The 23,786-nt window shown below is 39.2% G+C and carries 28 protein-coding genes; 14 read left to right on the top strand and 14 right to left on the bottom strand.

The genetic code is table 11. The features are described 5' to 3' along the window. Nucleotides 1-713: 713 nt before the first annotated feature. Nucleotides 714-929 (top strand): hypothetical protein, encoded by a 216-nt coding sequence (locus NMK36_RS07985; protein WP_254173489.1) that lies wholly within the window; start codon nt 714-716, stop codon nt 927-929. Beyond that, nucleotides 929-1,204, top strand: coding sequence for a type II toxin-antitoxin system RelE family toxin (locus NMK36_RS07980; RefSeq protein WP_281250320.1), 276 nt, complete (start codon nt 929-931; stop codon nt 1,202-1,204). The genes NMK36_RS07985 and NMK36_RS07980 overlap by 1 nt, the downstream gene beginning before the upstream one ends. Before the next feature lie 144 nt (nt 1,205-1,348). Here the strand turns inward: NMK36_RS07980 and NMK36_RS07975 are convergent, their stop codons facing one another. The 7 genes from NMK36_RS07975 to NMK36_RS07945 form a co-directional block, all read right to left on the bottom strand. Further along, nucleotides 1,349-1,792: a type II toxin-antitoxin system VapC family toxin gene (locus NMK36_RS07975; RefSeq protein ID WP_072718788.1), complete on the bottom strand. Its 444-nt coding sequence runs from the start codon at nt 1,790-1,792 to the stop codon at nt 1,349-1,351. A gap of 529 nt (nt 1,793-2,321) precedes the next feature. Beyond that, nucleotides 2,322-2,582 (bottom strand): hypothetical protein, encoded by a 261-nt coding sequence (locus NMK36_RS07970; RefSeq protein WP_072718790.1) that lies wholly within the window; start codon nt 2,580-2,582, stop codon nt 2,322-2,324. Nucleotides 2,583-3,030: 448 nt separating this feature from the next. Beyond that, complete coding sequence (locus NMK36_RS07965; protein WP_254173488.1) at nt 3,031-3,396, bottom strand: clan AA aspartic protease; 366 nt, start codon at nt 3,394-3,396, stop codon at nt 3,031-3,033. Beyond that, nucleotides 3,393-3,665 (bottom strand): hypothetical protein, encoded by a 273-nt coding sequence (locus tag NMK36_RS07960; RefSeq protein WP_254173487.1) that lies wholly within the window; start codon nt 3,663-3,665, stop codon nt 3,393-3,395. Before NMK36_RS07960 ends, NMK36_RS07965 begins: the two co-directional genes overlap by 4 nt. A 131-nt stretch (nt 3,666-3,796) precedes the next feature. Further along, the gene (locus NMK36_RS07955) at nt 3,797-4,117 is read right to left on the bottom strand and encodes a type II toxin-antitoxin system RelE/ParE family toxin (RefSeq protein ID WP_254173486.1); all 321 of its coding nucleotides are present in this window, start codon (nt 4,115-4,117) and stop codon (nt 3,797-3,799) included. Further along, a complete protein-coding gene (locus tag NMK36_RS07950) occupies nt 4,114-4,386 on the bottom strand; it encodes a hypothetical protein (protein WP_254173485.1) in 273 nt (90 codons plus the stop codon). The genes NMK36_RS07955 and NMK36_RS07950 overlap by 4 nt, the downstream gene beginning before the upstream one ends. Nucleotides 4,387-4,619: 233 nt before the next feature. Further along, entirely contained in the window at nt 4,620-5,180 is a 561-nt protein-coding gene (locus tag NMK36_RS07945) for a hypothetical protein (RefSeq protein WP_254173484.1), read from the bottom strand. A 220-nt stretch (nt 5,181-5,400) separates the two neighbouring features. Between NMK36_RS07945 and NMK36_RS07940 the strand changes: the two genes are divergently transcribed. Further along, entirely contained in the window at nt 5,401-6,780 is a 1,380-nt protein-coding gene (locus NMK36_RS07940; protein WP_254173483.1) for an NB-ARC domain-containing protein, read from the top strand. 8 nt (nt 6,781-6,788) lie between these two features. On the opposite strand, the gene NMK36_RS07935 is transcribed toward NMK36_RS07940, so the two are convergent. From NMK36_RS07935 to NMK36_RS07925, 3 genes are all read right to left on the bottom strand, one after another. Continuing rightward, entirely contained in the window at nt 6,789-7,454 is a 666-nt protein-coding gene (locus NMK36_RS07935; RefSeq protein ID WP_254173482.1) for a lysophospholipid acyltransferase family protein, read from the bottom strand. 32 nt (nt 7,455-7,486) lie between these two features. Continuing rightward, nucleotides 7,487-7,705: a hypothetical protein gene (locus NMK36_RS07930; RefSeq protein ID WP_072720802.1), complete on the bottom strand. Its 219-nt coding sequence runs from the start codon at nt 7,703-7,705 to the stop codon at nt 7,487-7,489. Nucleotides 7,706-7,819: 114 nt separating this feature from the next. After that, on the bottom strand, nt 7,820-8,413 hold the full coding sequence (locus NMK36_RS07925) for a sulfite oxidase-like oxidoreductase (protein ID WP_254173481.1): 594 nt from the start codon (nt 8,411-8,413) through the stop codon (nt 7,820-7,822). 298 nt (nt 8,414-8,711) lie between these two features. Here NMK36_RS07925 and NMK36_RS07920 point away from each other — a divergent pair, with 298 nt between their 5' ends. Continuing rightward, on the top strand, nt 8,712-8,948 hold the full coding sequence (locus NMK36_RS07920; RefSeq protein WP_072720799.1) for a hypothetical protein: 237 nt from the start codon (nt 8,712-8,714) through the stop codon (nt 8,946-8,948). Between the two features lie 19 nt (nt 8,949-8,967). Here the strand turns inward: NMK36_RS07920 and NMK36_RS07915 are convergent, their stop codons facing one another. Next, nucleotides 8,968-9,585, bottom strand: a complete 618-nt coding sequence (locus tag NMK36_RS07915; RefSeq protein ID WP_254173480.1) for a hypothetical protein — start codon at nt 9,583-9,585, stop codon at nt 8,968-8,970. Between the two features lie 109 nt (nt 9,586-9,694). On the opposite strand from NMK36_RS07915, the gene NMK36_RS07910 reads away from it, so the two are divergent. From NMK36_RS07910 to NMK36_RS07900, 3 genes are read left to right on the top strand one after another with little or no spacing between them, the layout of a single operon-like run. Continuing rightward, on the top strand, nt 9,695-9,964 hold the full coding sequence (locus tag NMK36_RS07910) for a hypothetical protein (RefSeq protein ID WP_254173479.1): 270 nt from the start codon (nt 9,695-9,697) through the stop codon (nt 9,962-9,964). Between the two features lie 41 nt (nt 9,965-10,005). Next, nucleotides 10,006-10,641: a uracil phosphoribosyltransferase gene (gene upp / locus NMK36_RS07905; RefSeq protein ID WP_254173478.1), complete on the top strand. Its 636-nt coding sequence runs from the start codon at nt 10,006-10,008 to the stop codon at nt 10,639-10,641. A gap of 22 nt (nt 10,642-10,663) precedes the next feature. Continuing rightward, nucleotides 10,664-12,142, top strand: coding sequence for a CoA-acylating methylmalonate-semialdehyde dehydrogenase (locus tag NMK36_RS07900; RefSeq protein WP_254173477.1), 1,479 nt, complete (start codon nt 10,664-10,666; stop codon nt 12,140-12,142). A gap of 117 nt (nt 12,143-12,259) precedes the next feature. Here NMK36_RS07900 and NMK36_RS07895 read toward each other — a convergent pair whose 3' ends face one another. Then, nucleotides 12,260-13,447, bottom strand: a complete 1,188-nt coding sequence (locus tag NMK36_RS07895; RefSeq protein ID WP_254173476.1) for a ferrochelatase — start codon at nt 13,445-13,447, stop codon at nt 12,260-12,262. Between the two features lie 133 nt (nt 13,448-13,580). On the opposite strand from NMK36_RS07895, the gene NMK36_RS07890 reads away from it, so the two are divergent. The 6 genes from NMK36_RS07890 to NMK36_RS07865 all read left to right on the top strand — a co-directional run bounded on the left by NMK36_RS07890 (nt 13,581) and on the right by NMK36_RS07865 (nt 19,005). Beyond that, nucleotides 13,581-14,207, top strand: coding sequence for a hypothetical protein (locus NMK36_RS07890; RefSeq protein ID WP_254173475.1), 627 nt, complete (start codon nt 13,581-13,583; stop codon nt 14,205-14,207). 11 nt (nt 14,208-14,218) lie between these two features. After that, entirely contained in the window at nt 14,219-15,103 is an 885-nt protein-coding gene (locus NMK36_RS07885; protein ID WP_254173474.1) for an alpha/beta fold hydrolase, read from the top strand. A gap of 94 nt (nt 15,104-15,197) precedes the next feature. After that, a complete protein-coding gene (locus tag NMK36_RS07880; protein ID WP_254173473.1) occupies nt 15,198-15,863 on the top strand; it encodes a DUF3318 domain-containing protein in 666 nt (221 codons plus the stop codon). Between the two features lie 184 nt (nt 15,864-16,047). After that, entirely contained in the window at nt 16,048-16,410 is a 363-nt protein-coding gene (locus tag NMK36_RS07875; RefSeq protein WP_254173472.1) for a four helix bundle protein, read from the top strand. A gap of 59 nt (nt 16,411-16,469) precedes the next feature. Continuing rightward, nucleotides 16,470-17,471, top strand: coding sequence for an ABC transporter ATP-binding protein (locus NMK36_RS07870; protein ID WP_254173471.1), 1,002 nt, complete (start codon nt 16,470-16,472; stop codon nt 17,469-17,471). Between the two features lie 136 nt (nt 17,472-17,607). Further along, entirely contained in the window at nt 17,608-19,005 is a 1,398-nt protein-coding gene (locus NMK36_RS07865) for a WD40 repeat domain-containing protein (RefSeq protein ID WP_072720788.1), read from the top strand. Between the two features lie 121 nt (nt 19,006-19,126). On the opposite strand, the gene NMK36_RS07860 is transcribed toward NMK36_RS07865, so the two are convergent. After that, nucleotides 19,127-19,399, bottom strand: coding sequence for a hypothetical protein (locus tag NMK36_RS07860; RefSeq protein WP_072720787.1), 273 nt, complete (start codon nt 19,397-19,399; stop codon nt 19,127-19,129). A 345-nt stretch (nt 19,400-19,744) separates the two neighbouring features. Between NMK36_RS07860 and NMK36_RS07855 the strand changes: the two genes are divergently transcribed. Then, the gene (locus NMK36_RS07855; protein ID WP_254173470.1) at nt 19,745-22,636 is read left to right on the top strand and encodes a glycoside hydrolase family 10 protein; all 2,892 of its coding nucleotides are present in this window, start codon (nt 19,745-19,747) and stop codon (nt 22,634-22,636) included. A gap of 110 nt (nt 22,637-22,746) precedes the next feature. Here the strand turns inward: NMK36_RS07855 and NMK36_RS07850 are convergent. Further along, a protein-coding gene (locus NMK36_RS07850) for an IS630 family transposase (protein ID WP_139294985.1) occupies nt 22,747-23,783 on the bottom strand; the annotation gives its coding sequence in 2 pieces (ribosomal slippage) (nt 22,747-23,651 and nt 23,651-23,783; 1,038 coding nt in all). Between the last annotated feature and the right edge of the window lie 3 nt (nt 23,784-23,786).

Below are 23,786 nucleotides of genomic sequence, written 5' to 3'. Positions count from 1 at the left end.
GCTATATATAGTCAGATTGAGTGTCTAGCCTCAGAGAAAAATTTTACTCTTAATGAGGCAGTTATTCATCTGTTGACGCAATCCTTATTATTTGATCTTGACAAAGTAATGATAAATCGGACGCAAGAGAACCAACATAAGTCAGCAATTCTACAAAGAATTCGTAATCGTCCGAGAGTTAATCCCAGGGATTTTGGATTAACAGATAGCACTATTTTAATTCAAGAGGATCGCAATAGATGACCGTTGCTTTACGATGCGTAATTGATACAACTTTCTGAGAAACCGGGTTTCTTAACAACAATCTCGGTCGAGATCCGCTCATCTTTCTGAGAAACCCGGTTTCGGGTTCACTTTTCCTAATTATTATCAGAAAATGGGAACACTATTTTTTAATCGTGCGATGGCGTAGCCGCCGCCTGTCGGCATCGCACTCCCAAAAATTATCATGCAGAAAGGGCGATCGCTCTTTTTTTAAGAATGCGATCACCTAGCCACCGCCTGTCGGCATCGCTTTCCCTAAAATCATCACATTGATAGAATAGAAATAGATCTGATTATGAACCCTTAAAAAAATGACACAAATTACCACGACTGAATTACCTCAACCCTTCCAAACTCTATTAATAGAGGTCGAACGTAAGATCTTCTTGCCGTATCATTTGCAGATCAGATAGAATGACTAATAGTTTCTGAAGTTTAAAATGGAAACAATGCTAAACATTGAATATCTGACAAGCCAAGATGGAGAGGCGATCGCCGTGGTAATTCCTATTGCTCTATGGCGACAACTTTTGCCTGATGAAGAATCTTCCTTGGAGGAACTTCGGGAAGCGGTAGAAGACTATTGTTTGAATAAAGCGATGAATGAAGCTGTTAATACTCCCTTGCTTGATCGAGCGATGGCTTTGGCTTATCTTGAGGAGTAATGATTTTGGAAGTTCAATACCGTCAGGCTTTTCTAAAAGACTTGAAGCAACTTAAGAGTTCGACATCATACCAACGCATCTATGAAGTTGCGTTTACAACTCTAGCAGCTATCAACACTTTGGAGGAAATTTCTGACATTAAAGCCATGAAAGGTTACAGTTGTCGCTATCGTATCCGTATCGGCGATTACCGTATTGGAATAGAGGTTAATGGTGATGTTATAGAAGTGATGCGGGTTCTACATCGTCGAGAATTTTATCGTTATTTTCCGTAAGTTTTAAAAATTAAAATTTGTTCATAAGAAACGCGATCGCTTTCCCTAAAATTATCACCCATAAAGTGCGATCGCTCTTTTTTTAAGACTGTGATCGCTTTAATACACTACAGTGAAAAAACCGTATATTCATAGGGGCGATGTTCAGATCCAAGATTCCAAGTCGAATGGCTGTACTGCTTGGATACGCTGAAAGTCTTTATCAGTTGTTACTAGAGTAAGTTGATGTTGAAGTGTAACAGCGACAATCCACAAATCATTTTCACCGATGCCTAATTGAGTTATGTTGGTTCTACGGCGTTGGGATCGCTCTTGTGGGGCATAGCGATCAAAGACTGCTGCTTTGAGGTTGCCGTAAATTTCGGCGGTGGTTTCGTCGATGGGGTAGATGTATAGTCCAATCAAGAAACGTTGAACTAGGGCAAGATTAGCCTGTCGTTGTTGAGATCGAGCCGCCATGTCAATCAATTCACCCTTGACAATTGTGCAAGTTGCGATTGACTCATCCGCAAGATTGGCAAGGCGATCAAGCACTTGAGTGTTGCCGAGTATAGCGTAACTACAGTGATTTGTGTCGAGCAGAAACATTACTCGAAAGGATTGGGGTTGTGGTCAAATTGTATTTCGCCTCGTGAGTATTGGACGGCTTCTAAACATTCTTGGAAATCGTCCCCTGACCAAGTGCCGATTGTCTTGAGATGAGCGAGAAAGGATCTAGCGGATGTGTTACGAGGTTTGCCCGGAAGAGAGTTAACAAAAGTGAGGACTTCGGCAAGGTGATCACTTGGCAAAGTTTCAATTGCTTGCAGGAGTTGTTCTTTTAAGGTCATAAGCTGTGCGAGGGTTGTTATTTATGCGTTGATCCTAATGGGCGTTCGCTGTTTATATTTTAGGCGATCGCACCAAACTGAGAAGATCGGTGAGCAGTTCGTCAGGGGTGCTATCGATTTCTTGGAGGAGGAGTTCTTTGATGGTCATCGCCACATCTCAGGAGGATTGATAGCTTAGATTATAACGAGTTTTTCCAAACAAAACTGAGAAACCGGGTTTCTGAATAAAATCTCGGCGGTGATGCTTGAGTTATCTGAGAAACCCGGTTTCTTAAGTTGCGATCGCACTAGACTGTTGCTTGAACAAGCATATCCTCTACCTGTCTTAGAAGTTTCCAATCAATTGCTGCAACCCAAAGACTTTCCTCTTCAGAATATTGCACCACGCCATCAACTTCTAATTCTTCGCTATAGAGGGTGAGCAATTTACCATTTTGTAACTTAATATTTTGGCGACTCAAATCTTCAATTGTACCAACACAATTTAGGCGAAGGCGACTCTGTTCATCAGCATTATGAAAGTCTGCAAAGATTCTGGGATAACTCATGTTTTTACTCGATTTAGGATGATGGTTGTGATGGGTTAGGAATTGTTGGTGTCAGCAGAAAACTTGCTTTTTCTGGTATTAAGCCAGTTAATGTTGCATGATTTGGGCTTCTGCCAGAAGTACGGATGACATCTCCACCACAAGAGCGAACTTCACCTACTGTGGTAACACCAACTTGTCCATGAGGGATTGCTAATGTTAATTCTGCTACTGACAATCCTACTGCACATTCTACAGAAATTCCCGTAATACTGCTAGGGTGGGTTCCTGTGGCTTATTGAATATCTTCTGGGCGATTACGACCGCCACGAACTACTAAGGCTTTGTTTGGAATTATTTCCACAAGTGTAGGCTGTTTGATTTATATATGCGCTACAGTTTACCAGAAATCTTTGCCTAAGCGCGATCGCTCTTTTTTTAAGAATGCGATCGCTATTTATAAAATTATCTACAATTCTTCAATTGTTATCAATCCACCCTCGGTAAACTGCACTACAAGTTCATGTTCCTCTAGCATAGCAGTTCCAAGTAATGGTCGCCGTCCTGTAGCAATTACACTAACTTCCCTTTCTTCTCCATTCCAGATAATAACTGCTTCATGGACTGGTACTAAAACCTCGCTGTTATCTGCTAAGTTTGCCGCGAGATCATATACAAAAGGTAGCCTTAATAATGAAACGGCTTCTTGTGGTAAGCAAAGATGTCCTGAAAATCCTGTATCGATCACAAATTCAATGGGTAGAGTTGAGCCATTGAGGAGCAAAAATGTCAACCTGACAGTTGCGTGTCTATCAGTTACAATGCCAGCAATCACTTGTAAACACGCTCCATAATCCCACCAAATGACACCGCTACATTATATCCAATGCGAATACCGAATAGACGAGCATTAGGATGTTTTTTGCCCAGGTTGCGGGCTGCTTTTAACCCAATTTGATCTACTTCATAATCTCCTGATTCAAAGTCGATGATCACCATCTTGCCGATGTTCTCATCCACCTCTACTTTTTGACGGATGCTGTTCTCGTACAATTGTCTTGCACGCTTTCCTACTTCTTCTCGACTTAAAAGGATGGCTTGCATAGTTTGACTTCAGGATCACTACACAAATATTGTACAGCATACACCAATTGCTCTTTTTTTCAGACTGCGATCGCTCTCCCTACAATTCTTACAAGAATGTGGGATCACCCTTTATGAAATATTTAATGCGATTACTCTGACGGCTCAGTACCTAGAGGAGCTTGACGGCGGTGACGAATGTGTAATACCGCAATGGTATCGCCCTCCACCACAAACAGAATCCGATAGGTTTTTGCTTTACCAACCCAAAGTTGTCGAATTTCCCGACCAATGATGTCAGCTTCGGGTGCAACTGGGCAACGGTAAGGAAACTGTTGCAGTGATGCGATCGCGTCTTGGAGGTCGTAGTACCACTGGTTCGCAGCATCAGCACTCAGATAGTCACACATCCAACGATAGGCGGTTTCAATTTCTTCAAAGGCGGGTGGTTGAATTAGGACTTGATACGTCATAGACGAGGGGGAATGTTGAACTGCTGCTGTAGGGATGTCATGGCTTGATCGGCTGGAATACCTTCACCTTGAGCGAAGCTTTCGAGTCCTTTGCGGATACCGATGATGGCTTCGAGGTAGTCGATTCGCTCTAGCAGTTGTTCATAGATATTGAGTTGGCGGTTTGGAGAAGATTTGAGCGATCGCACCAAGCTGAGAAGATCGGTGAGCAGTTCATCAGGGGTGCTATCGATTTCTTGGAGGAGGAGTTCTTTGATGGTCATCGCCACATCTCAAGAGGATTGATAGTTTTAGATTATAACGAGTTTTTCCAAATAAAGTTGAGAAACCGGGTTTCTTAACAACAATCTCGGTTAAGATCCAAAAGCTTTTTGAGAAACCCGGTTTCTGGTTCACTTTTTCTAATTATTATCAGAAAATGCGATCGCTTTTTTTTAGACTGCGATCGCTCTCCCTAAAATTATTACAATAAAGTGCGATCGCTCTTTTTTTAAGACTGCGATTAATAGTAGCTGCAACCGACAAAGTAATTATAGTTTGGCAATGTCTGACACGCTGTATTATTAACAAGTGCAAACATATTATTTCCAGTACCACCTACACCGTTGATTCTGTAGATAACTCCTGAACCGTTATCAATTGCTAACACACCATTGTAACTCATATTTTTGACTCTCATCAACTGCGACCCTAAGCGGTAATTATATCCAGAAACTGAGCTTCCATCTGGTGCTAAAGCAAACATATTCTGTCCACTTCCACCAGTAGATCGAATTTTCACAAGGACAGGTTGATTACTTCCCTCTAGTTTACCTGCTACAAAGAGAACACTGTTCTGAGGTTCCCACATCATGCCATAAAACTCAACAAAGTCTTGCTGACCCAACCATTTTCCTGTATCTGCGTCTGTTTTAGTAAGCACTTTACCCGAATTACTCAAAGAAAGATTGATATTACCAATCTTCAAATTTGTAGTTGAAAATAGGCCATCAGCATAGACAGGAGATGAAGCAAAAGAGATCAGTGCTGTTGCTAAACTAATTGCTACTGTTTTGTTAAACATAAAATATTTTTTCCCAAATTACCCAAAATATCTTAAATATTTCTCTTATAATATTTATAAATGACAGATTTGTATAGGTCGAAAAAGTTCAATTTTGTTCACGATTTTTACTGTCTTTTAAACTATTTAATCTAGTTTTATACAAAAATATACCAAATTGTCTAAAAAAGTCCGCTAATGTGCGCTATAATACACGAAACTTTCGCATCTCCTAGCCGTAATGAATCTTAAAGAAATGTTAAAAGTGGCTGATAAAATAGTTTTTGCTAAAACGGGCCAACATCTTGATGATCTAGAGGAAGCGGTACTGCGGGGAACACTGGAACGGGAGACATACAAACAAATTGCTAAAGATTTTGATTGTTCTGAAAGTAATGTTAGGAATGCGGGATCAAAATTATGGCAGATTTTTTCAGAGAAGTTAGGGGAAGATGTTAATAAATCTAATTTTAAATCTGCAATGGAGAGGTTACAAAACTCTAATCTTTTCAACTTTGCACAAAATAATAATAATGTTAGTAATAGTTTTAATATTTGTGGAGAAAGTAGACATCCGCCAGATATACCCAACTCCTCTCAGCAAAATGAGAATAGTTATAATACTAAACAATCTAAAAACCAATGTTATGATTTAAGTGAAATGCCTGATTTAGGTGCTTTTTATGGTCGCACGCCTGAATTAGAAACCTTGACAAATTGGATTTTACAACAACGCTGTCGTTTGATTGCCATTACGGGTATTAGCGGGATAGGGAAAACGGCGTTAACGGTGCAATTGGTTCAACAAATTAAAGATGAATTTGAGTCTGTAATTTGGTGCAATTTTGACTCATCTCCAAATTTAGCGGAATTTCAAACTAACTTAATCGAATTTTTTTCGCAGTCAGAAGAACTCGATTTATCAGCACCTCATCCGAAAGCTTTACCCCTAATCAAATATTTGCAAAAGCATCGCTGCTTAGTGGTTTTGAATAATATTCACAATGTTTTTAGTAGCGGAGAATTAGCGGGAAAATATAAACCCGGATATGAAGACTATCGAACTTTATTTAAACAGATTAAAGAATTATCTCATCAAAGTTGTTTATTATTAATGGGTTGGGAACAACCTCGAATTGTAACTGAGGTTAAAAGCCAAAATTCTGTAATTCGGACTTTACAATTAACGGGTTTAGATCTTGTTGCTGTACGCGAAATATTTAGAGATTATGGGTTAGCTGAAATTGAGAATTTTGAGACAATTATTCAACCTTATCAAGGCAATCCCTTCTGGTTAAAAAGTATAGCAAATTTGATCCAAGAGTTGGGAGGATGTGCAACTGAAGTCTTATTGAAAGATACCCTATTGTTACCCGAAGAGGTGAAAGAGAGTTTACAACAACAATGCGATCGCTTATCAGAGGCAGAAAAACAAGTGCTGTCTTTATTGGTAGCCGAAAACAATCCAGTGAATTTAGTTAAATTGTTAGAAAATAGCCAAGTTATCTCATCAGATTTGCTCAACGCCATTCAATCTTTATTACGACGCTGTTTAATCGAACAACAAGGTAATTGTTATACTATTTTACCTTTAATTAAACAATACATATCAAGTAAATAGAAAATTAATCATCTATGATGTAACATTTTAATGGCTGTTTCTAAATCTGAAGTTAAAGATTTTGTTGCTAGTTTAGGAGATTGTTCTGTATAGTTATTAACCTGAATTGCTTCTCCAATTTTGATTTTTACAGAAGACCCTTTAGAAATCGGTGCAGGTCGATCATAACGAATACTAATGGGAATAATTTTTAAATCTAAATCCGGTTTTTGGGATAAAGTTTGTAATGCAATTCGCGCGACTCCGGGTTGAATGGGATGAATATCCCATTCTAAAAAAATATGTCCTTCGGGAAATAAAACTAAAATTTGTTCTTGTTTTAACACTTCAATACTATAGCGAATACTGGATGTTCCAGGGTGTTCTCGGTTAACAGGAAACCCTCCCAACCGTTGAATAAACCACCCTTGAAACCCCTGAGTTTGTTCTAATAAAACCATATATCTTAAGTCTCGTCCTGTTACCCAACGTCCGGCTGAATATGCTAATAAAATTGCATCCCATCGGGAACGATGAGTAGGTGCTAAAATAACTGCACCTGTTCGGGGTAAATAGTCTTGACCTTCAATTTCAATATTCTTAAAATAGAAGGGGATAACTACACTAGAGCATAAAAGATAAGCAATGGGTGTTAACCAAGGGGAAATTTTAGAGTTAGAAAGACTTTCCAACATTAGATTAGAGTTTGAGACTGTTAATTTCTGGTTTATTCTAAATGTTCTGCATATAAACTTTGAACTAAATTCTCTAATTTCTCTTCAGAACAACAGTCTACTAACATATCAAACGCATCAAGCAGTTTAGCTGCATTTTCTCCTAACATAGGGCTCATATCCCAAACATCCTGTACCCAGTCTCGCGGACGTTCATTATCAAAAATCATCCGTTCTAACAGTTGTCTGGCTTCGGTTTTAGTTAAACTCATAAAAGTCAAGGGTAATTTAGAGAGGCACTTTAATCATTATATCTAATTTAGTTTATCAGTAGGATTGCCAAAATTACAACCCTACTTTGACCCGATAATGCTTAAGGGTTGAAATTAATCACTATAGCGTTCTTCTGCCCAAGGTTCCCCCCTTTTATGATAACCATTTTGTTCCCAAAATCCCAATTCCTCATGATCAAGAAATTCTAACCCATTAATCCATTTTCCACTTTTCCAAGCATATAAATGGGGAATCACTAACCGCAGGGGGCCACCATGATCCGGGGGTAAGGGTTCATCAAAAACCTCATAGGCAAAAAAGTTGTCTTCGCGTAAGAAATCCTCCATTGAAACATTAGTAGTATAACCTCCATAACAGTGTTCCATAACATGAATGGCTTGGGGGTTAACTTCAACAAATTTCATGAAGTCAGTAACTTTAATTCCTGTCCATTTCACCTCTAATTTTGACCAGTGAGTTACACAGTGAAAATCGGCGGTAAAATTACTTTTAGGCATTGCCATTAAATCCGACCAAGTAAAGGTTTTGGGTGTGGCTAAACCCCAAACTTTTAACTGCCAATCTTCAAGAGAAATTTCAGGAGTTTCCCCATAGGTTAAGACGGGAAAACCTTTACTTAAATGTTGTCCCGGTGGAACGCGAACACTCTCATCAGAAGTAGGTTTATGGAAAAATTGGCCTAACATGATCAACACTCAATGGCTATTTTTTTAGTTAGTATAGCACTCTTAGAATAGGGAACAGGGAACAGGGAACAGGGAACAGGGAACAGTAAGTTATGACCCTTATTACAAGGTTTAGTATTGTTAAATCGCTTAATGGGTAGTGCTATATAACGTTAAATTTGGGTTTTTAGGCGATCTGCTCTCGAACTGCTTCTTCCTTTATATATAAATGTTAAATTTTAGAGGTCTATCAGGAGAAGTTGGAACAAAGTTTGTAATTCAGTATACTATGAATAAGATCTGTTAGGGCACAACAACAATGGCTCCGATTTACTTGATTCCTTTGTTGATTAGTTGTCTAGCCGCTTGGGTTAGTCTTGGTAATCCCCAATGGAAAATTGATGACTTACCCAAACTTTTAGCAACTTTAATTGGTGTAGCCTGTCTGATTTGGTTCTTTGTAGCTACACCTTGGTTCATTAAACTCAGCCTGATTTTTTTGTTACTCATTCTAGGTAATTATTCCCTGGAAAAATCCTTAACCACAGATGAGTAATTTCAGGTTTAGTGGATTTTTAATTAGAATTGGAGGCGGGTTTCCCTAAAATTGTAAATGACATTTTTCCTGTTAATCCGCTTTTCCAAGCCATCCCATCTTGATCTCGAAAAAATATTTTTAGATCCACACCCAATAACTGAGTTTTGGGATCAGTAGTCATCCATAACCAATCATCAGAATGACCCTGAGTATTATTAACAATGGAAAGTAAATAACGTCCCGGTTCTAATCTAAAGGGTTGCACTAAACCCACATAATTAAAAACAGGATGGGAAAAACGCTCAATATCCGTTTGAGTTTGGCGAACTTCCCTGATCTGTATATTAATTTGGGGTGTAATTTCTGGTATTGCCTCAACAATTTTAAAAATTCTGATGGAAAATTGAGCCTCTGAAGGTTTCCCATCGGGAAAATATTGACCATTCCAATGAATTTGATCAATTTCAACGGTTTGGGGAATCAAAAATTCATAACCAATTTGTTGTTGTCCCGAAAAGTATTTGCCATCAAAATCACTCAATAATCCAAAAGAACCATTACCTTCCCCAGAAGAAAAAATGACCTCAGCTTGTACCGGAAGCAGGGAATAGTTAAGCGTTATCCAACTACTCATTAAACTTGTTAAACCAATCATACACTGCTTCAAAACCCAACTTTTTTTCAACATCATAAAACTTGAGATTTGTCCTAGAAAACTAAAATTAAGATACAATAGCAACTGTTGACTCAAACTTGATGCTATTATGATACCTGCTCTGATTCCCAACACCGAAAAAGAACGATTAGATGCACTGTATCACTATGAAATGTTGGATACACAAGCCGAACCTTCTTTTGATCAACTACCCCTTCTGGCTACCTATATTTGTAAAACACCCATTGCTTTAATTAGTTTACTTGATCGCGATCGCCAGTGGTTTAAGTCTATTATTGAGCCTAGGCTAACCCAAACCGCAAGAGATATTACTTTTTGTGCTGATTGTATTTTACAAAATGTTATTAAGATCAGTTAATTTCCATTGAAATTATATTCACCAATTCCCCCAAATTACTCATGTATCCAAACGTTACGCTCATTCAACATCCTCTAATTCAACATAAACTCACCTTGATGCGAAGGGAAGAAACCAGTACCGCCAAGTTTCGTCAATTGTTGAGGGAAATTAGTATGTTATTGGCTTATGAAATTACGCGAGATTTACCCCTCCGTAAACAGTTAATTAAAACCCCTCTAGGCCCGATGGAAGCACCGATTTTAGCCTCGGAGAAAAAAATGGTTATTGTTTCAATTATGCGGGCAGGTCAGGGAATTTTAGATGGAATTTTAGAATTAATTCCTTCAGCACGAGTCGGCCATATTGGGTTATATCGAGATCCGCGAACGTTTATTCCAATTGAATATTATTTTAGATTACCAGATGATATCGAAGAACGAGAAGTTTTAGTGGTTGATCCCATGATTGCTACTGGAAATACAGCCGTTGCCGCCATCCAAAGATTGAAACAAACAAACCCTTTATCCGTGAAATTTCTGTGTTTAATTGCCTCTCCAGAAGGCATTGATCATTTCCATTCTTATTATCCCGAAGTTCCTTTGTATACTGCTGCTATTGATGATCATCTCGATGAACACGGCTATATTATTCCGGGTTTAGGAGATGCAGGCGATCGCTTATTTGGAACAAAATAACCCTATAATTTAGGATAAAAAAATGACAACCCCCCCAATTCTCAGCAACTATATTAATGGTCAATGGTGTTCTTCTGAAGCCATAGAAACCCTAAATGTGATTAATCCAGCGACCTTAGAAATATTAGCAAAAGTTCCCCTTTCTCCGGCAGCAGAACTTAATCATGCGGCAGAAATCGCCCAACAATCCTTTGCATCCTGGCGAAGAACCCCTGTTACAGAACGTATCCGCTATTTATTTAAACTCCGAGAATTATTAGAGCAAAATCAACAGGATTTAGCTCAAACGATTACCCTAGAATGTGGAAAAACCTTCGCTGAATCTCTCGGAGAATTACAACGGGCAATTGAAAATGTTGAAGTGGCTTGTGGTGTTCCCACCTTAATTCAGGGCTACAATTCTGAGGATATTGCTAGGGGAATTGATGAAATTATGATTCGTCAACCTTTAGGAGTTGTGGCAATTATTGCCCCCTTTAATTTTCCGGGGATGATTCCCTTTTGGTTTTTTCCCTATGCGATCGCCTGTGGCAATACTTGTATTATTAAACCCTCCGAAAAAGTGCCCTTAACGATGCAAAAAGTTTTTGCTTTAATAGATAAATTAGGATTACCCCCAGGGGTGATAAATTTAGTCAATGGGGCTAAAGAAACCGTTGATGCTATTTTAGATCATCCTCATATTAAAGCCATTAGTTTTGTCGGTTCCACTCCCGTTGCCAAATATGTGTATAGTCGGGCAACTGCTAATGGAAAACGAGCGCAATGTCAAGGTGGAGCCAAAAATCCGGTGATTATTTTACCGGATGCTGATTTAGAAATGACCACAAAAATTATTGCTGATAGTGCCTTTGGTTGCGCCGGACAACGATGTTTAGCCACCTCCATTGCCATTACCGTTGGTCAAGCTAAAGAAAGTTTTACAGATGCGATCGCCACCGTTGCAGAAACTCGAATTGTCGGCTATGGATTAGATGAAACTGTACAAATGGGAACGGTTATTTCTGCCCAAAGTAAAACTCGAATTGAAGGATTAATTGAACAAGGAAAAAACGAAGGCGGGAAAATTTTAGTTGATGGTAGAAACCCCAAAATTTCCGGTTATGAACAAGGTTATTTTGTACGTCCAACAATCTTACAAGATATTAATCTCCAGGGAGAACTTGCTCGCACAGAAATTTTCGGCCCCGTATTAAGTTTAATTCATCTGAATACCATTGAAGAAGCAATCACTTTTATTAATCAAAGCGAGTATGGAAATATGGCTTGTTTATTTACCCGTAGTGGCGCGGCGGCGCGGAAGTTTCGCTATGAAGCTCAAGCGGGAAATATTGGCATTAATATTGGAGTTGCGGCACCAATGGCATTCTTTCCTTTTAGTGGTTGGAAAGATAGCTTTTTTGGAGATTTACACGGTCAAGGACAACACGCCGTTGAGTTTTTCACCCAAACCAAAGTTATTGTTGAACGATGGTTATCCGACTGGTCACGACAATTTTAACCCAAGTTTATAGATAACAAATCAACGAAAAAAAGTCGAAAATAATGAGGTTAGGAAAGGTTAAATCCTTGGATTTTGTTGATGGTTAAGGGCGAGAAGACCTCGCCCCTACCTGCTTTAATGGTGGTGATGATGACCGTGATCATGATGATGGTGATGATCATGATCATGACTGTGATGATGGTGATCATCATGGCTATGAACATTCGCTAAAGCAGGATTAACTGCTAAAGCCATTTCATTAAACAGCACGTCAATTTGGGGGTTTGCCCAGTCTGCGGCCATTTTCAGAAATTCTGGATGGTCGTTGACACATTCCATTTGAACGTAGGTAATTTCAGAATATTTGCGACGTAAAGCCTCAATAATATGTTCAACATCTAACAGCGTTTCATGGTTTTCGGTCGCAAATCCAATGGGCATAAATACAATCGCTTTTGCCCCTAATTCAATTAAATTATTAGCAGCAAGTTGAGCGTTGGGTTGTGTCCATTCAATTAAGGGTGTATCATGGTTTAACCAACCCACCGAAATTAAGGGATAACGGTTAATTAAAGTTTCCCGTACCTGTTCATAAAGAGCTTGACTTTCATCAATACCAGACGTAAACCCTTTGGCTTTGTGGGGACAGCCATGATTCATTAAAACAATACCAATTTGCGAGGGAAGATAAGCTTGAATTAGCTCTTTTTGAATCTTGTCTTCTACTAACTGTCCTAACAGTTGAATATAGTCAGGTTCATTATAAAAGGAAGGAAGATACCGTTGACCTTTTACCCAATGTTCATCCTCATCTGCCAATTTTTCTAAGGCTTTATTCACCTGTTCAACGGCGATACCACTGGTAAAAATAGAGTCAACAACTAACAAAGGATAAATCAACAGTTTATCAAATCCTTCGGCTTTAATTTCAGTTAAAACCTGTTCAGGAAGAAACGGAGCGCAAAAGTTAAAGGCTTTAAACACTTTAATGCGATCGCCCCATTTTTCTTTTAAATGTTGCTCAATTCCTGCCCGTTGTTTCTCAAAAATTGCATTATGGGGAGAAATAAAATTACCATGTTGATGACTCCATTCATGGAGATCAAACATTGCTAAAAGTTTAGCCAGAGGCGGATAAATCCAAGTGGGAACGGGGGCAAATTTAGCGGTTAAAAGATTTAACGCTTGTTCGTTATAATTAGCAAAGTCCTCATAACTTTCGACTTCACCATAACCCATGAGCAAAACCGCCACTCGATTTTGGCCCTCTGTTGAGGTAGATGCTGAAGTAATGGTTTCCAGTTTTTCAGGAGTCGCAACCACGTTTTTGTCCTCGCGTTCAAGTGCTGCTATCAAGTCCTTCTAGGGAAATGTTCTCTTCCCTAGATAAACTCTCCTTAAAAGTTTAACATCCCCTATGGGGGGATAGGGAAGGGGGTAATGTGGAACAGGCATCTTGCCTGTTAAAATTTGCCTGTTAAGATTTGCTGATTATGGGTTGGGTGGGGAAACCCCACCCCTACGAGCAAAAATGTTATTAATTTGCCCTGGAATTCATGAAATTGAATTAACAGAATGTTTTTTAAATGGAATTATAGAAAATTGGAAAGAGCAACAACAATTAGGAGAATTATTGATTTTACCAACTCAGAAATATCCGGCTTATTCAAGTTTTGATATTTATAATTTTATTCAAAAAAATCCCCCTAAATCTGATATAATAATAATTAGTTTTAGTGCGGGAGTTGCGGGGGCAATTGGGGCAGCTTTGGCTTGGGAACAATTCGGTGGCAAGATTAAAGCCTTTATTGCCATTGATGGTTGGGGAGTTCCATTAGTGGCAAATTTCCCCATTTATCGAATCAGTCATGATTATTTTACCCATTGGAGTTCAGCTTTATTAGGAAGCGGAAACGAAAGTTTTTATGCTGAACCTGCTGTCGAACATTTAGAATTATGGCGATCGCCCCAAACCACAAAAGGATGGTGGAACCATGAAACATCAACCGGATTAAAAACAGCAACACCAACAACAGTAACATTATTTATTCAAAATATTTTAAAATCAAACTTATTGATTTAACCTTTAAGAAAATGACTGTAGCCACAAATCTAAATAAAACCTTAATTTCTGTGAATGGTGTCGAGCATTACTGCGAGTGGGTGACAACAGGTAATTCTAAACCGGGTTCAAAACCCGTGATGGTGTTTATTCATGGTTGGGGCGGTTCAGGACGATATTGGGAAAGTACCGCCGAAGCCTTATCAGATCAATTTGATTGTTTAATATATGATTTACGCGGGTTTGGACGCACAAATTTACCCCTAGCGGTAACGGATACAGGCGCATCAGAGCGTTATGAATTAATTGAATATGCTGAAGATTTATATACGTTATTAGATCAATTAAATTTAGATACAATTTATCTGAATGCTCATTCAATGGGGGGTTCTATTGCTTTATTATTTTTAAATCGATATCCCCAACGAGTCAAACAAGCGATTTTAACCTGTAGTGGCATTTTTGAATATGATGAAAAAACCTTTAACGCCTTCCACAAATTTAGCCGTTATGTCGTCATGTTTCGCCCCAAATGGTTAAGCTTAATTCCAGGGGTTGATAAAATGTTTATGGCTCGATTTCTTCACCGTCCCATTCCTAAACCCTTAAGCCAAGCCTTTTTAGAAGATTTCTTATTAGCTGATTTTGATGCCGCTTATGGAACCGTTTTAACCTCGGTTTGTAAAGAAGCAACAGAATGGCTACCAGAAGAATTTAAAAAATTAACTGTTCCAACGTTATTAATAGCCGGAGAACATGACCAAATTATTCCCGCCGAAATGGGACGACAAGCTGCTGCTTTAAACCCTAAAGTTCAGTTAGCGATTCTCAAAGATACCGCCCATTTTCCCATGTTAGAAGATCCCGAAACCTATTTACAAAACGTCCGACAGTTTTTAAACACGGTTGACGGTTAACCCTTGACTGTCTCAAGATAGTTGCAAACAAACTACGATACAATAAGATGTAAGAAAACCCGTTGTTTTTGGAAACTTCGTTGAGCCGGAAACTATGACATCCTATGCAACCTCCACTGCCAGAGCCGAAATGAGCGAACTCCGGCGATTAAAAGGCTTACTTCCCCCTGAGTTGCAGAGTTGGGTGACGGTCGAGAAAACCGTCGAAGTGAACCCACCCCTCGTCCGTTGCGAAGAAATTGGCAAGGATCAAGTTGAAATTCAAATTGACTTGGTTCGCTGGGAACAGTTGGCAATGGATCAGCGCAATTTGCTATTTTGGCATGAAGTAGCCCGGATTCAAAATGATACGATTCCCAGAGATGGCTGGGAAATGGCAGCCTTAGCCATTGGTTTAGGGGGCGCCGTCGGAGAACTGTGGGTACAGGACGGACTGCTGCTGTTATTAGCCTTGGCATTATGTGGCGTTTCAGGCTATCGTCTCTATCAAAAAAATAATGGAGAACGGACGTTACAGGAATCGTTAGATGCGGATGAAAAAGCCATTGCTCTAGCAACCCGTTTCGGTTATACCTTACCCAATGCTTATAAAAGTTTAGGAAGTGCGTTAAAAACTTTAGTCGATCAAACTCCGAAAAAACGTCAAAAAGCTCGTTACGAAGCTCGACTGCAAGCCCTCAAACGTAGTGCAACTAAAGCTAAAGCTAGAGTCAAAGGTGGAAGCGATGCTTCTTCTAGTTCAGAAAATGTATTTAATTAATTGATTGAGCTTAAATCAAGCTGCCATTATTCTATCTAGGGTGCGTTACACTTAATTGTTAGCGCACCCTAAAATTTATTAGAAGGGAACAGGGAACAGGGAACAGGGAACAGGGAATAGGCAATAGGAAATAGGCAATCTTGCAATAGAAAAGATATGATAAAAGCTGATTGGGAGTGAGTTAATGTCAGATGTAAAAGACTACAAAGACTTGATAATTTGGCAAAAAGGGATAGATATTGCTGAGAAATGTTATTACCTGACTAAGAACTATCCTAAAGATGAAATGTATGGCATAACTCAACAGATCCGTAGATCTGCGGTTTCTATTCCTGCAAATATTGCAGAGGGTTATGGAAGAAGATATACAAAAGAATATGTTAAATTTCTAAATATAGCTCAAGGATCAGTAAATGAATTAGAAACCCATTTAATTTTATCTGCTAGAGTAGGACTCTGTACTGATGATGATCTAAAAGACATAATGAGTCTTTTAAAAGAAGAAGCTAGAATGATTATCGCTCTTATCAAGAAACTAGAAAACTAATTTCTATTCCCTATTCCCTATTCCCTGTTCCCTGTTCCCTGTTCCCTGTTAATAAATTTATGTCAATTATTGTTGCTGAACAACTAAGTAAAGTTTATCCCGTTGCGATTAAAGAACCTGGATTTCGAGGAACAATTCGCCATTTCTTCAAACGAACCTATCGGAATGTCCAGGCTGTTCAGGGGGTGTCCTTTAAAATTGAATCCGGTGAAGTGGTTGGATTTCTAGGGGCAAATGGGGCCGGAAAAACCACCACATTAAAAATGCTAACCGGGTTAATTTATCCCTCTAGTGGATATGTTGAAGTGGCTCACCATACCCCCTTTAAACGTCAATCTAAATTTTTACAAAAAATTACCCTAGTCATGGGTCAAAAACAGCAATTAATTTGGGATTTACCCACCTTAGATTCTTTGAAAATTAATGCGGCTGTTTATGGACTATCGGATGCAGAATATCGGCAACGGGTGGGGGAATTAACGGAGATGTTATCCCTAGAAGGGAAGTTAAAACAACCCGTGCGAAAATTGTCTTTAGGGGAACGGATGAAAGCCGAATTAATGGCAGCTTTATTACATCGTCCGCAAGTCTTATTTTTAGATGAACCGACGTTAGGATTAGATGTCAATGCTCAAGTGAATGTGCGGGAGTTTTTAGCGGAATATAATCGCCGTTATCAAGCAACGGTGTTGTTAACCAGTCATTATATGGCGGATATTACAGCACTGTGTAAACGAGTGATTTTAATTCATCAAGGACAGCTTATTTATGATGGTAGTTTAGAAGGTTTATTAGAACGATTTGCCCCCTATCGAGAAGTGAAAATAGAATTAGAGCATTGTTCAGGAGATACCTTAGCAAGCTGTCAGCAGAAATTATTAACCTATGGAGAAATAGAATCGATGGAAGGTCAAGTGGTACGATTATTAGTAGAACGGGATACTTTAACGGCTACGGTTGCTAAAATATTAGCTGAATTCAATGTCCTTGATTTAACCGTGAGTGATCCTCCGATTGAAGATGTTATTGGTCGAGTTTTTAAAGCTGGAATTGTTAATTAACTAAGATTGTTGTGGCTACGCGATCGCATACCGCTATAACGATTAGCAAAGGTTATAATAAAAACCGAATTTCTAAAAGCGATCGCCGGATAAAATTAATGAGCGATCGCTTTTTTTAACGGATATCTTGGGCGACGTGCGCGTTACCCCTAATGGTCAATATATTGTAACGTCAGAAGGTGGCTCTATGCCTACCATTTGGAATTGGTCAGGTCAGCCTATAGCAAAACTCAAAGGCTATAAAGTTAACTTTAGTTTAGATAGTCAGTTTCTTGCAACGACTGAACCCGATGGTCAAGCTTATCTTTGGAATATATCAGGAAAACTCTTGGCAGAACTTAAAGGTCATAAATCTGGTGTTTTAGATGTCAGTTTTAGCCCTAATAGCAAACAGTTAGTAACTGCTGGAAAAGATGGTATTGCTAGAGTTTGGAATTTTTCAGGTGAACAAATAGCAGAACTTAAAAGACATCGAGGAAGTGTTGCATCAGTGAGTTTTAGCCCTAATAGTCAACTCATTGCAACAGGTGGGGCAGATGGTAAAATTCGCCTTTGGGATTTATCAGGTCAAGAACAGCTTGAACTGACAGGACATCGAGGAACTGTACTTTCTATTGATTTTAGTCCTGACAATAAAAGTTTAATTACTTATGGAGAAGATAGCCTAATTCGCCTTTGGGATGTATCAGGTCGTCAGGTTACTCAACTTAAAAATAGCAAAAATACGGTTAGAGATGTTATTTTTAGTCCTGACAATAAGTACATTGCTACAATTGAAAAAGATGGAATTGCTCAAGTTTGGACATTTTCAGGTCAAATTTTAAATTCAATCAAAACCCAGTCAGATTATATTAATAGAGTCAATTTTAATCAGGATGGTAAAACGATTGATGTCTTAACAAATAAAAATGTTCAGACTTGGAGCTTGTCAGGCCAATTATTAAACACTGAGAACACTAATCATCAAAGTCCTGCTCAAAGTAACCCTCAAATTGGCGAAAACCTTAAAGTTGAAACTGAAAAAGATGGGACAATTTTGATTAATAATAGTTCAGGTAAAAATTTATTAAAATTAAAGGATAAAATTTATGACTCAATTTTTAATGCAATCTTAAGCCCAGATGGTCAACATATTGCTGGAATAGATCAAGACAGAATCGTATATATTTGGGAATTGTCGAGTAAAATTTTAACTGTTTTGAAAGTCAGCCAATTAGGATATTTTAGCTTTAGTCCAGATGGACAAAGGATCGCTATAATTACTAAAAATGGAGTAGTAGAAATTTATGATTTACTCGGTCGGAAATTAGCTCGATGGGAAGTTAACCCTCATCCTGACTATGGGGTTCTTGCACGTTTTAGTCCTGATTGGCGATATGTGGCTATTGTTGGAGAAGATAATAAAGTTGTCGTTTGGTCTGTTCCTCAAAACTTAGATGAACTCCTTGAAAGAGGTTGTAATTGGTTATCAAGTTACTTTGCTAATCGTCCAGATGAACGAGAACGCTTAAAAATTTGTCAAGATGACGAATGAGGACTTTTTGTTGAGAATGATCATGCTAGACTCTGTTGAGAAGAAGAGCTCATAATTTTGCTATTATTTTCATCCACCAAACACCAACTAATTGCTACTGAACAATCTAATATAAACCGCATTAAAACCTACGTCCTTCTTCAATCATTTCTCGAATTGAATTTTTATCCAATCCTACTGTTTTTCCTAATTGTTGGATTTGGGTAACGGCTTCAGTCATTGATTCTTTAGTTGTTAGTTTTCCCCAAGCGTTATACTGGGGTTGAGTTTCCTCAGATGGTAACGGCTCTAAAACGACTACCACTTCAACAGAAGTATTTTTAAGATCGGTAGGTATTTGGATTTGCAATATGCCATTGATTCCAATATGCGATCGCAATTTCATAGTTTCCATATTAGAGTCTCCTTCAGATTGAAAGACGGACATTAACCAAGTTATAGGATTTGAGATGGCAACATTAAGATTATTAATATAACAGGTTGCTCTCTTTAGCAAGGGATGATCAAAAGCACGATTAAAGCAACAAACATCTAAATCGAGTTTATCGTTTTGACTCCTATCCCTGATAGAATAGTAAAGATTTGTGTAAGACTCCTCCAATTTTAGGGGTGTGGAATTGGAATGAGAGGGAATTGGGCAGAAATTAAGGTTTAGTCTGGAAAAATAGACTTGACAATTCTGTCTATTTATGATATACCACTTCGTTTTATTTTATTAGTCAAAAATTAATAGAAACCAATGGTTCAACGGCGATCGCAAACGTTTTTTAAACAGATTCTCCTGGGGACTCTTGCCAGTACAATTTTACAATTATCGATTCCCCTAACCTCCCTCAGCCAAGCCAACGCAACGTTAGGGGTGATTCGTGACAGCGAACAACTCGCCGAATGGAATACCATTGAACAACGGTTAAAAGCCAGCCGAATTCGCTATCAAACTGTTGATTTAAACACGATTAAAAGCATTGCCGATCTTCAAGGAATTCGTGTTTTATTCCTACCCAATACAACAGTAATTAAAACCGAACAAGCCAAAATTCTGCAAGAGTGGGCCAAACAAGGGGGACAGGTCATCGCCAGTGGCCCTGTGGGAGAACGGTCTACCCCCTTAGTCCGTCAACTGCTGCGCTCAATTTTAGGTTCCTATTGGGCTTTTCCCCTCACCGTCCCCGCTAAACCCCAAGTCGCTAAAAATCGCTGTCGCAGTCGAGATACCCTTTGCCCCTCCCTCACCACTTGGGGGCCAACGCAACAAAACCCAAACCCCGTTGAAGGGGGGGTTCTAATTCCCACCACCTTAGAAAGTTATACCGCAGGGATTTGGGAAGCCAGTGGCAGTTCTCCGGCGGTGATTACCACCCAAAAATCAACTTATTTAGGCTGGCGTTGGGGAAATCAATCCTCGGCGGATATGGATATTGCGTGGTTACAAGCCGCCGTCAGTCGTCATGGTTTAGGGACAACAGCCACAACTCCCGTCGCGAGTTCTCCAGTTGTCCCGCCACCTGTACCCGTGACCCCTCTGGTTCCTACTTCACAGCCGCCTGTGGCAACCCGTCCTAATCCCACACCTCCGCCCCCAGTGGCAACTCGTCCTAACCCCACACCTCCTCCTGCTGTCCCGACCCGTTCCAATACCAACCTACCCCAACCGATAACACCAACGGTCAAGCCAACGGCTATTGCCCCTTCACCCCGCTCCGTTACTGCTCCGGTCGTTCCCCAGATACCGCCTTCTCCTCCTCGTGCAACGACACCGCCACCACCGACTGTCACCGCCACTCGGACGTTACCCAATACTCCGGCCGTTCCTAGTAGCTTTATTGACCCTTCCGAACAAACGGCACCTGCGGGGTTAGAAGTACAGCCCGGAAATGAACCCATTGAGGAATTAACGGCGATCGCAATGCGTCAGGAATTAGTCGATTTATTAGGACGATTTGAAAATGCGTTAATTGCCTCAAATTCGGGTAATGTTCCGATTAATTTACAAGTCGCTTCTACTCAATTAATGGCTGCTCAGGGAGGTAGTTTAGCCAGTGCTAATTTCCAGCAATCAGATGCAATTATTACCAAAGCTCGACAGGTGATCAAGGATTTTCCTGAATTAGTTGCTCATCAAAATTGGGGGGAAGCTCGTCGTCAATGGTTAGAAATTCGTCAACAATTATGGCAACATTATCCCACTGAAGGAGAACGCTTAGGAGCAGAAATTCGGGCGGTTTGGTTAGACCGAGGAACCATTGTTAAAGCGGGGGGTGAAGCGGGACTGGCGCAAGTCTTTGATCGGTTAGCGTCGGCGGGAATTAATACAGTTTATTTTGAAACCATTAATGCGGGTTATCCAATTTATCCCAGTCATATTGCTCCTCAACAAAACCCCTTAATTCGAGGATGGAACCCGTTAGAAGCCGCCGTGAAATTAGCCCATGAACGGGGAATGGAATTACACGCTTGGATCTGGGTATTTGCGGTAGGAAATGATCGCCATAATCAAATTTTAGGACAACCCAGTAGTTTTTTAAGTCCGGTAATTCAAGCCCATCCTGATTGGGTAAATATTAATAATTATGGAGAGTTAAGAAATAGCCGCGATCATAAAGTTTATCTTGATCCAGCAAACCGAGAAGCTAGAGCCTATCTCCTGCGTTTAATTAATGAAATTACAGCCTATAATGTTGATGGTTTACAGTTAGATTATATTCGTTATCCCTTCCAAGATCCAGGGGGAAATTACACCTATGGTTATGGCAAAGCCGGACGGGAACAATTTCGACAATTAACGGGAGTTGATCCGGTTAATATTACACCCAAAAATCCTCAATTATGGAATCAATGGACGCAATTTAAAACCAATCAAGTCACTTCTTTTGTAGCCGAAGTTTCACAATTTTTAAAACAGCAAAAACCCAATGTAATTTTATCCGTTGCGGTATTTCCCCATCCTGAACAGGAACGAATTCTAAAAATTCAACAACATTGGGAAGTGTGGGCAAAACAAGGTTATGTCGATTTAATTGTACCCATGACTTATGCGATGGATACAAACCGTTTAAAACGAATTACTCAGCCTTTAACTCAGGAACAACGGTTGGGATCGGCGTTAATTAGCCCAGCGATTAAGTTATTGAATCTTCCTGAAATTGTAGCGATTGATCAATTACAATCCTTACGGGATTTATCCACCGGAGGCTATTCAATTTTTGCCGTTGAAACTATTGGTAATAATTTACAAAACTATTTTCGCCGGACTCAAAATTCTTCTCAAACAACTCAACCTGCAATTCCCTATCGACAACCTTTTGCAGCAGCCCATGATCGGTATTTAGCATTAAAACGAGAATGGAGTTTTCTGTTATCTAATGATCAACTTTGGATTCGAGATGGGGAACTAAAAGCCTTGAGTACCCAAGCGGAAGATTTAGCCCAAACCTTAAAACAATTAGAGGATAATCCCTCTCCTCAAACTCTAGGAATTGCTCAACAAAAGTTAGCAACGTTTCAAAAACAATTCCAAACTTCTATGCGTTTACAAGCCTTAGAACGTCCCTATCAAGTCTCTAGTTGGGGAAATCGTTTGGCGAGTATTGAGATGTTGTTACGGTACGGAGAACGAAAAATTAAAAATTAAAATTGTAGGGTGCGTAAGGCGAAGCCTTACGCACCCTTTCTCTGATACAATATCGCTTAACTGTCAACCGGAATAAGCTTTTCAGCTAGGGATCGATATATATAGCAATCCTAAATAGGTTGTGGCAAAATCCCATACATAAAAATTTTGGGGAAATCAAAAATTTGACCCTGAGCGAAAAACTCGAATAGCCACTTAATTACTTTAAAAGATGGGCATAAATGATAAAATTTTCTCACGAAATTTTTGGTTTGTAACCAAATATCTTCTACAGGATTTTGTTCAGGTGCATTGGGGGCAAAATTTAGACAAGTAATCCGCCATTCTTCTTCCGATAAATTTTGATTAACTTCAGTTAAATAATCTCTAAACTTTTGAGAACAATGATAAGTGGCATTATCCCAGACTATAGCTAACCTTTTCCCCGGATTTTGCTGCTGTAAATACTGGATAAAGTCTACGGTATTTTCTGTATTTCCCGCCGCATAACCTTTGATAATAAATTCTTTCGTTTGGTAATCTAAAGCTCCATAATAAGTTTGCCTTTCTTTTTGATTTTTGATCGGAATTTCTATTCTTCTATCTGTTCTTCCCCACACATACCCTAAAATATCTCCCCAGAGAAGATGACATTCATCAATCATAAACACCGTCAGCTTTCCCGCCTCTATTTCTTCTTTCCAACTCGCTAACTTTTTTTCAATTTCTTCCTTTTTCTCTTGGACTAACTGCTCATTCTTAGCCGGATTCTTCTTTTGGCTTTTTTTCCAACTGATGCCAGCCTCTTCCAGCAAGCTATAATAACTTTGATGGGATTGAAACACGACTCCATACTCCCTTTCTAACAAAACTTGTAAATCAGACAATCTTAACCAATCTCTTTCCCTTAATTCTTCAATAACTTTCTGTTTATCTTCGGGACTTAGATAGCCTTTTCTTCCTTTATATTGGAGTTTTAAACTCTCTACTCCTTCCACAAGAACCCGATTTTTCCACTGGCTAATAAATCCTTTATAACTTGTAATAAGTCTTGAATTTCCCGGTAGGCTTTCCCTTGTAATTTGAGTTTGACAGCGATCGCTCTTTTAATTTCTCTAGGATCTTTTGTCTGATTGATAAAATTGTCTATTTCGTTGATTAGATTCATTTT

Source organism: Planktothrix pseudagardhii (assembly GCF_904830925.1).
GTDB classification, from domain to species: domain Bacteria; phylum Cyanobacteriota; class Cyanobacteriia; order Cyanobacteriales; family Microcoleaceae; genus Planktothrix; species Planktothrix tepida.
Note: the sequence above shows the minus strand (reverse complement) of the source record. Positions and strands in the feature narration are given on the sequence as shown.